Source organism: Streptomyces sp. XM83C (assembly GCF_023072675.1).
In the GTDB taxonomy this organism is placed as follows: Bacteria; Actinomycetota; Actinomycetes; order Streptomycetales; family Streptomycetaceae; genus Streptomyces; species Streptomyces thermocoprophilus.
In genome coordinates this window covers 1-7,807 of record NZ_JALLGL010000290.1, presented here as the reverse complement: position 1 = coordinate 7,807, position 7,807 = coordinate 1, and the positions used below count along the sequence as shown (strand labels likewise).

The following is a 7,807-nucleotide window of genomic DNA, read 5'->3' as shown; positions in this document are numbered from 1 at the left end:
CGTCCAGCTCGGTCCAGTTGGACAGCGGGAAGACACGGACGTGCTCGCCGGGGGCGTGCCGGCCGTTGTACAGGTTCCACAGCTCGGGCCGCTGGCGGCGCGGGTCCCACTGGGAGAACTCGTCGCGCAGGGAGAACACGCGTTCCTTGGCGCGGGCCTTCTCCTCGTCGCGCCGGCCGCCGCCGAGGACCGCGTCGAACTTCTCCGACTGGATCTTCTCCGTCAGCGGCAGCGTCTGGAGCGGGTTACGGGTGCCGTCGGGGCGCTCCTTGAGCACGCCGCGGTCGATGTAGTCCTGCACCGACGCCACGTGCAGGCGCAGCCCGTGCTGCTCGACCGTACGGTCGCGGTAGTCGAGGACCTCGGGGAAGTTGTGCCCGGTGTCCACGTGCAGCAGCGCGAACGGCACCGGCGCCGGCCGGAACGCCTTCAGCGCCAGATGCAGCATGACGATGGAGTCCTTGCCGCCGGAGAACAGGATCACCGGGTTCTCGAACTCGCCCGCGACCTCACGGAAGATGTGCACGGCCTCGGACTCGAGCGCGTCGAGATGGGAGAGGGCGTAGGCGGAGTGGGTGAGCCCCGTCGGGCTCGGTGTCAGGACCGTCATGCCAGGCCCCTCTCGACGAGGAAGCGGTGCAGGCCGGCGGCCGTGTCGGCCACCGGCCTGCCTTCCGTCCGGATGCGCAGCTCCGGCGCCGTGGGCTCCTCGTACGGGTCGTCGACGCCGGTGAGCCCGGTCAGTTCGCCCGCGGCCTGCCTGGCGTACAGGCCCTTGACGTCCCGTACGGAGCACACCTCGACCGGCGTGGCCACGTGCACCTCCAGGTACGTCGTGCCGTTCGCCTCGTGCCGCTTGCGCACCGCCTCCCGGCTGTCCGCGTACGGGGCGATCACCGGGGCCAGCACCAGCACGCCGTGCGAGGCGAGCAGTTCGGCCACGAAGCCGATGCGGAGCACGTTGGTGTGCCGGTCCGCGCGGGAGAAGCCGAGTTCCTGGGACAGGTGGCGGCGGATCTCGTCACCGTCGAGCACCTCGACCCGGCGGCCGGTGGCGGCCAGCCGCTCGGCGACGGCGCGGGCCAGGGTGGTCTTGCCCGCGCTCGGCAGCCCGGTCAGCCACACGGTGGCGCCGTGCTCGCGGGCGGCGGCTCCGGCCGCCCGCACGGGGGCCCCGGCGGTCAGGGGGTCAGCTGTGATCACGGTGATGCCCTTCTGAACGTGGGTGACGTGCCGGAGCGGGACGGTCAGGCGGTGGCGAACTCGGCCAGGGTCCGGCCGAGGACGTCCATGTCGATCCGGTGCCAGGAGCCCGGCAGTTCCAGACAGCGGGCGTTGGGCAAGGCAGCCGCCGTGGCCTGTGCCGCCGCGCGCAGCCATTCGCTGGTGCCGGAGCTGTTGAGGACCAGCGTCTCGGTCCGGTAGCCGGCGAGCCGGTCGGCGGGGACGGTGCAGTCGCCGCAGATCTTCACGTCGTAGGCGAGCGTGTGGGCGTTCGCCTCGTTCACCGCCCAGATAGGGCCCTTGCGCCACTGGGCGACCGTGTCCGGGGTCAGTCCGAGGAAGCTGCCGAGGAAGTATTCGACGGCTTCCTGGCGGCGGTCCTGCTCCATGAGGACCCGCAGGGTCTTGGCGACGTTCCACGGGGGCTTGGGGAAGCCGTCGACGCGGTAGAACGGCTCGTGCAGCGCCAGCTTGGTGATGGGGGCGCCGGCGAGGGCCGCCTCGATCGCGAGGTTCGCCCCGGACGAGCCGGCGAACACCACCGCCGACCCGCCGGCCGCCTCGATGACCGCCTCGAGGTCCTCGATCTCGCGGGCGACCTCGTACGCGGGGGCGTCCCCGCTCTCGCCGCGTCCCCGACGGTCGTAGACGTAGGTGGTGCAGTACGGCGTCAGCTCGGGGACGAGCGCGTCGAAGATGGTGTGGTCGCGGAACGATCCGTTGAGGAGCACGATCGGCGGGCCGTCGCCGGCCTTCTCGTAGGCGATCGTGGTGCCGTCACGGGAAACGACCTTCTGCATACCCACTCCTCACGCCGTTCGGAGGTGCCCTCACCTCCCCACCTGGCGGCATCTTCGAGCGGTGTGCTGGACCACCGGTCGAGGAACGGTCGCAAGGCCCCTGCGTCCCGGTCGTCGCCCCCGGCCCGCCCACACCGGCCGCTGCCCGGTGCTCACGGCACCCGCCACCGCGCGCGCCAGCGGTCCACGAGCGGCGCCACAGCCGGATTCGACCGCGGGGCCATGTCATGGGAGGTGGCGGGACCGGGCCCGACGGCGGGCGCAGGCGGTGCGCCAGGGTCCTGGTGGCGCCCGCGGCGGCAGCGGACCGGGCCCGTCCCGTCCTGCCGCCGAACACAGGGGGAGACCACCATGAGCGACCGGGGCGAGCTCGGCGAAGTGCGTGCCGCCCTCGTGGCGCTGCCCGGTGTGCGCGACGCCGCCGTCCACGCGGCCCGCAACCCTCCCGGTCCTCTGCGGATCGTCGCGCATGTGGTGACGCGCCTGCCGCTCGCGGAACTGCGCGCCGCCCTGCGGTCACGGCTGCCGTCCCACCTGGTGCCGTCCTGTCTGCACCCAGTGCCGCACATCCCGCTGCTGCCCGACGGGCGGGCCGACCGGCAAGCCCTGGCGGCGCTGACCGCCCGGCAACCGCAGACCGCCGCGGCCCCCGCGCCGCGGGAGGAAGCGGTGGGCGGGGAGGCCGGCGCGTCCCCGGTGGACGGAATCACGTCCGTGCCGGTCACCGCCCAGCAGCGGGCCCTGCTCGCGCGCCGCGGCGCCGGCCCCTGTGTGCAGCAGCTGCACTGGCGCTGGCGCGGTCCGCTGGACACCGGCCGTTTCACCGCGGCCTGGCAGTCGGTGTTCGACCACGAGACCGTCCTGCGCGCCGCGTTCGCCTGGGACGCCGGGCCGCGCCTGGTGCTCCACGACCACGCCCGCGCCGAGGTCGTCCGCCATCCCGCCGGCGCCGTCGACTTCGACGAGTTCATGGAGCGCGACCGGCTGCGCGGCTTCGACCTGCGCTCCCCGGGCCTGCTGCGGCTCACTCTCGTCGACGAGCCGGACCCCGCCGACGGCGGCCCGCCGTCGGTGCGGATCCTGCTCACCTTCCACCCCGTCCTGCTGGACACCTGGAGCGTGTCCGTCCTGCTGGAGGAGTTCTACCGCTCCTACCTCGCCGGGGGCCGCCTGCCGGGCGGTGAACGGCGGCCCGACTGCCGTGACCACGCCCGCTGGCTCGCCGGGCAGGACACCGCGCCCGCCCGGCACTTCTGGTCCTCGGCGGCCCCCGCCGCCGGCACCCTCGCGCGGCCCGCGGTCCCGGGCCCGGCCACCGGCCTGACCGGGGCAGGGCGGGCCGAGGCCCGGCTCGGCGCCGGACCGGCCGGCCGGCTGCGCGACTGGGCGGCGTCGTGGGCGGCCACCGAGGCCGGCGTGCTGCAGGCGGTGTGGGCGCTGCTGCTGTACCGGGCGGGCGCCACCGCGGGCCCCGCCCTGGTCGGCTTCGGCGTCACCGTCTCCGGCCGCGGCATCGCCCTGGACTCCGTCGAGCGCCTGCCCGGCCTGCTGGCGAACACCCTGCCCATGACCGTCCGCGTCGACCCGGCGGCCCCCGTGTCCCGGCTGCTGGCCGAACTGCGCGACCAGAGCTTCGAGATGGCCGCCTACGAATGGGTCTCCCTGAGCCAGATCCAGCAGTGGGCCGGGCGCGGCGCGGACGACGAACTCGTGGAGAGCCTCGTCGTCTTCGAGCAGCAGCGCCGGCACGGCTCCCGCGCCCTGCGCGCCGCGCTCGCCGCCCAGGGCATCAGCGTGGGCACGCCCCGCACGGCCGGCACGTACACGGCGTTCCCCGTGACCCTGCTCGCCCACCGGGACAGCGACGAGGGCCTCGTCCTGGCCGCAGTCCACGACCGGGCGCGCCTGTCCGACGACGACGCGGCACGCCTCGTCCGCCAGTGCGCCCGGCTGCTGCACGCACTGCCCGCTCTCGCGGGCGACCCGGTCACCGTGTCCGACGCGCTGGCCGTGCTCGCCGACGAGCCGCCGGTGCGCATGGCCCGGGCGTCCGCCGCGGTGACCGCCACCGCCGCACCGACATGAGGAGAGCACCGTATGACCACTTGCCACCGGCGCGGCACCCCGCCCGGCCCCTGCGACGGGCCCGGCCGCAGCGCCGCCCGGCTCCCCGCGGCCGGCCGGCCGCGCCCGGGCCGCCCTCCCGCCCCCGGCAACACCGGGAGCACACGGTGAGCGCCGCGGACCTCACCCTGTGCCTCGTGGGCGCCGGGCCGCGCGGCCTGTCCGTGCTGGAGCGGATCTGCGCCAACGAGCGGGCCGCCGCCCCGTCGCCGCGCCGCGTGACGATCCACCTGGTGGACCCCTGCCGGCCCGGCGCCGGGCGGGTCTGGCGCACGGACCAGTCGCGGCTGCTGCTGATGAACACCGTCGCCTCCCAGGTGACGGTGTTCACCGACGACACCGTGACGATGCAGGGGCCGGTGGAGCCGGGGCCCGACCTGTACGAGTGGGCCCGCTCCGTCGTCCTCGCCTCGCCCGCCGACCGGTTCGGGGCCGCCACGTACGCGGAGGCGGCGGAGCTGCACCCGGACGCCTACCCGACCCGCGCCTTCTACGGCAGCTACCTGGAGTACTGCTACCGCCGCATCGTACGGCGGGCGCCCGCGCACTGCCGCGTCGTCGAGCACCGCACGTATGCCGTGGCCCTGCGGGACGAGTCCGACACGCCCGGCGGCCCCCAGGTCCTCACCCTCGCCGACGGCACCCGGCTGCGCGGCCTGGACGCCGTCGTCCTCGCGCAGGGCCACGTGCCGCTGCGCGAGTCGGCACAGGAGTCCGCCTGGCGGCGTGCGGCGGCGCGGCACGGGCTGACGTACATCGCCCCGGCCAACCCCGCCGACGTGGACCTGTCCGCGGTCCCGTCGGGGCAGGCCGTCCTGATGCGAGGACTGGGGCTGAACTTCTTCGACGGCATGGCGCTGCTCACCCTGGGCCGCGGCGGCAGGTTCGTGCGCCGCGCCGGAGGTCTGGTCTACCTGCCCTCCGGCCGCGAGCCGCTGATCTACGCCGGCTCCCGGCGCGGCGTCCCCCACCACGCGCGCGGCGAGAACGAGAAGGGCGCCACCGGCCGGCACCGGCCGCGGGTGCTCACCCCCGAGGTCATCGGCGGCCTGCGGAGGCGCCGGCTGGCCGGGGAACCGGTCCGCTTCCGCGCCGACCTGTGGCCGCTGATCCGCCTGGAGGTGGAGAGCGTCTACTACGAGACGCTGCTGCGCGCCGGAGGCCGCGCCCGCGAGGCGGCGGCGTTCGTCCCGGCCTTCCTCGCGGCCGGTACGGCGCCGGCCCGCGCCCGCCTCCTGGACGCCCACGGGATCGACCCCGCCGTGCGCTGGGACTGGGACCTCGTCGAACGTCCCACCGCGGGACGGCGCTTCGCCGACCGCGCGGCATTCCGGCGCTGGCTGCTGGACCACCTGGCCGAGGACATCCGCCAGGCCCGGGCCGGGAACGTCGGCGGACCGCTCAAGGCGGCCCTGGACGTGCTGCGCGACCTGCGCAACGAGATACGCCTCGCGGTGGACCACGGGGGCCTGGACGGCGACTCCTACCGGGACGAGTTGGCGGGCTGGTACAACCCGCTCAACGCGTTCCTGTCGATCGGCCCGCCCGTCTCCCGCATCGAGGAGCTGCGCGCGCTGATCGAGGCCGACGTCGTCCGCCCGCTGGGGCCGGGCACCCGGATCACGCTCGACACGAGCGGCGACCGGGCCGCGTTCGTGGCCACGGCCGACGACGTGGACGCGGCGCCCGTGCGCACGTCGGCGCTGATCGAGGCACGGCTGCCGGAACCCGACCTGCGCCGCACCGCCGACCCCCTGCTGCGGCACCTGCTCGCCACCGGCCAGGCCGCGCCCTACCGCATCCGCACCGCCCGCGCCGCCTACGAGACCGGGGGACTGGCCGTCTCCGAGCGGCCCTACCGGACCGTCGACGCCCTCGGCCGGCCCCACCCGCGCCGCTTCGCCTACGGCGTCCCCACCGAGTCCGTGCACTGGGTGACGGCCGCGGGCATCCGGCCGGGCGTGGACTCGGTGATCCTCGGCGACTCCGACGCGATCGCCCGGGCGGTGCTCGGCCTCGCCCCCGCACGCCTCGCCGTCGACCTGCCCGGCCTTCCGGAAGACCTCCTGGAGATGACCTCATGAGCCACCCGACCCCTGCCCTCGACGGGCCGGCCCCAGCCCTCGAGGCGCCGGCCCCAGCCTTCGACGGCGGTCCGGACGCCGGACTGTTCTCCCCGGTGCGGGCCGGGACACCGGTGGAGGAAGCCGTCAGCGAGACGGCGTGGTTGCAGTCCCTGCTGGACGCCGAGGCGGCGCTCGCACGCGCCCAGGCCGCCCTGGGCACCGTGCCGGCCGCCGCCGCGCGGGCCATCACGCGCGCCGCGCGCGCCGATCGGTTCGATCCGCGGGCGCTCGCCGTGCAGGCCCGGGAGACGGCCAACCCGGTCGTGGGGCTGGTGCGGGCGCTGACGGAGGCGGTGGCGGCCGAGGACCCGCAGGCCGCCGAGTACGTGCACCGCGGCTCCACCAGCCAGGACGTGCTGGACACCGGCACCATGCTGATGTGCCGGCGGGCGCTGGAGCTGATCCTCGGCGACCTGGGCCGCACGGCCGACGCGCTGTCCGGGCTGGCCGGCCGGCACCGCGACACCGTCATGGTCGGCCGCACCCTCGCCCTGCACGCCGTCCCCACCACGTTCGGACTGAAGGCGGCGGGCTGGCACCGGCTGGTCGTGGACGCCGCCGCCCGCGTCGGGGCCGCCCGCGACGCCCTGCCGGTCTCGCTCGGCGGGGCCGCGGGCACCCTCGCCGGGTACCTGGAGTACGCCGTCCCCGGGGCCGCCGGCACGGTGGCCGCCGACGCCTACCGGGAACGGCTGGTGGAGGCGTTCGCCGCCGAGACGGGGCTGGCCGTCCCGGCCCTGCCGTGGCACGCGCTGCGCACCCCGGTCGCCGACACCGCCGCGGCGCTCGCCTTCACCGCCGGCGCCCTCGGCAAGTTCGCCGCGGACGTTCAGGTGATGGCCCGCACCGAGATCGCGGAGGTCGCTGAACCCGCCGTCACCGGCCGGGGCAGCTCCTCGGCCATGCCGCACAAGCGCAACCCCGTGCTGTCGACGCTGATCCGCAGCGCCGCCCTGCAAGTGCCGGTACTGGCCACCGGGCTGACGCAGTGTCTGGTGGCGGAGGACGAGCGGTCGGCGGGGGTGTGGCACGCGGAGTGGCTGCTGCTGCGCGAGGCGCTGCGCCTGGCGGGCGGGGCCGCCGTCACAGCCGCCGAGCTGGCCGAGGGGCTGACGCCCGACCCGGACCGCATGCGCCGCAACCTCGGCCTGACGGGCAGTCAGGTGGTGACGGAGCGGCTGGCCGCGCTGCTCGCGCCGCGGATCGGGCGGGTGCGTGCAAAGGACCTGCTGGCCGGGGCGTCGCACGCGGCGGACGCGCGCGGGGTGCCGCTGCTGGAGGTGCTGCGCACGCTGCCGGAGGTGACCGCCCACCACAGCCTGGAGGAGCTGGAGGAACTGCTCGATCCGACCGCGTACGTGGGTGGCGCGCCGGGCCTGACGACGCGCGCGTTGGCTGCGGCACCCAAGGCCCCGGCACCGCCGGCGGCAACCGCGCCGACCGGGACGGAACCTGCGAAGCCGGTCGCCGTACCGGCTCCCCCCTACGCCACGAAGTGCGCGGTGTGAGACCCGCCCCGGCCCGGCCCGCAGC

Annotated in this window: 6 protein-coding genes; 3 read left to right on the top strand and 3 right to left on the bottom strand. The window is 75.9% G+C overall.

Annotated elements, in window-relative coordinates:
- The 3 genes from cysD to MTQ10_RS24885 form a co-directional block, all read right to left on the bottom strand.
- A partial coding sequence (gene cysD, locus MTQ10_RS24895; RefSeq protein WP_247472397.1) for a sulfate adenylyltransferase subunit CysD occupies positions 1-610 on the bottom strand: 610 nt, incomplete at its 3' end.
- Positions 607-1,167, bottom strand: a complete 561-nt coding sequence (cysC, locus tag MTQ10_RS24890) for an adenylyl-sulfate kinase (RefSeq protein ID WP_247472398.1) — start codon at positions 1,165-1,167, stop codon at positions 607-609. The genes cysD and cysC, both read right to left, overlap by 4 nt.
- 80 nt (positions 1,168-1,247) lie before the next feature.
- Positions 1,248-2,024, bottom strand: a complete 777-nt coding sequence (locus tag MTQ10_RS24885) for an alpha/beta fold hydrolase (protein WP_247472396.1) — start codon at positions 2,022-2,024, stop codon at positions 1,248-1,250.
- Positions 2,025-2,375: 351 nt separating this feature from the next.
- On the opposite strand from MTQ10_RS24885, the gene MTQ10_RS24880 reads away from it, so the two are divergent.
- From MTQ10_RS24880 to MTQ10_RS24870, 3 genes are all read left to right on the top strand, one after another.
- On the top strand, positions 2,376-4,109 hold the full coding sequence (locus MTQ10_RS24880; RefSeq protein WP_247472395.1) for a condensation domain-containing protein: 1,734 nt from the start codon (positions 2,376-2,378) through the stop codon (positions 4,107-4,109).
- Positions 4,110-4,255: 146 nt separating this feature from the next.
- A complete protein-coding gene (locus MTQ10_RS24875; RefSeq protein WP_247472394.1) occupies positions 4,256-6,232 on the top strand; it encodes an FAD/NAD(P)-binding protein in 1,977 nt (658 codons plus the stop codon).
- Entirely contained in the window at positions 6,229-7,782 is a 1,554-nt protein-coding gene (locus tag MTQ10_RS24870) for a lyase family protein (protein ID WP_247472393.1), read from the top strand. Before MTQ10_RS24875 ends, MTQ10_RS24870 begins: the two co-directional genes overlap by 4 nt.
- The last annotated feature ends 25 nt before the right edge of the window (positions 7,783-7,807 follow it).

Coding starts and splice junctions, on each gene's coding strand:
- MTQ10_RS24885 (WP_247472396.1), bottom strand. CDS start 2,024: ATGCAGAAGGTCGTTTCCCGTGACGGCACCACGATCGCCTACGAGAAG.
- MTQ10_RS24880 (WP_247472395.1), top strand. CDS start 2,376: ATGAGCGACCGGGGCGAGCTCGGCGAAGTGCGTGCCGCCCTCGTGGCG.
- MTQ10_RS24870 (WP_247472393.1), top strand. CDS start 6,229: ATGAGCCACCCGACCCCTGCCCTCGACGGGCCGGCCCCAGCCCTCGAG.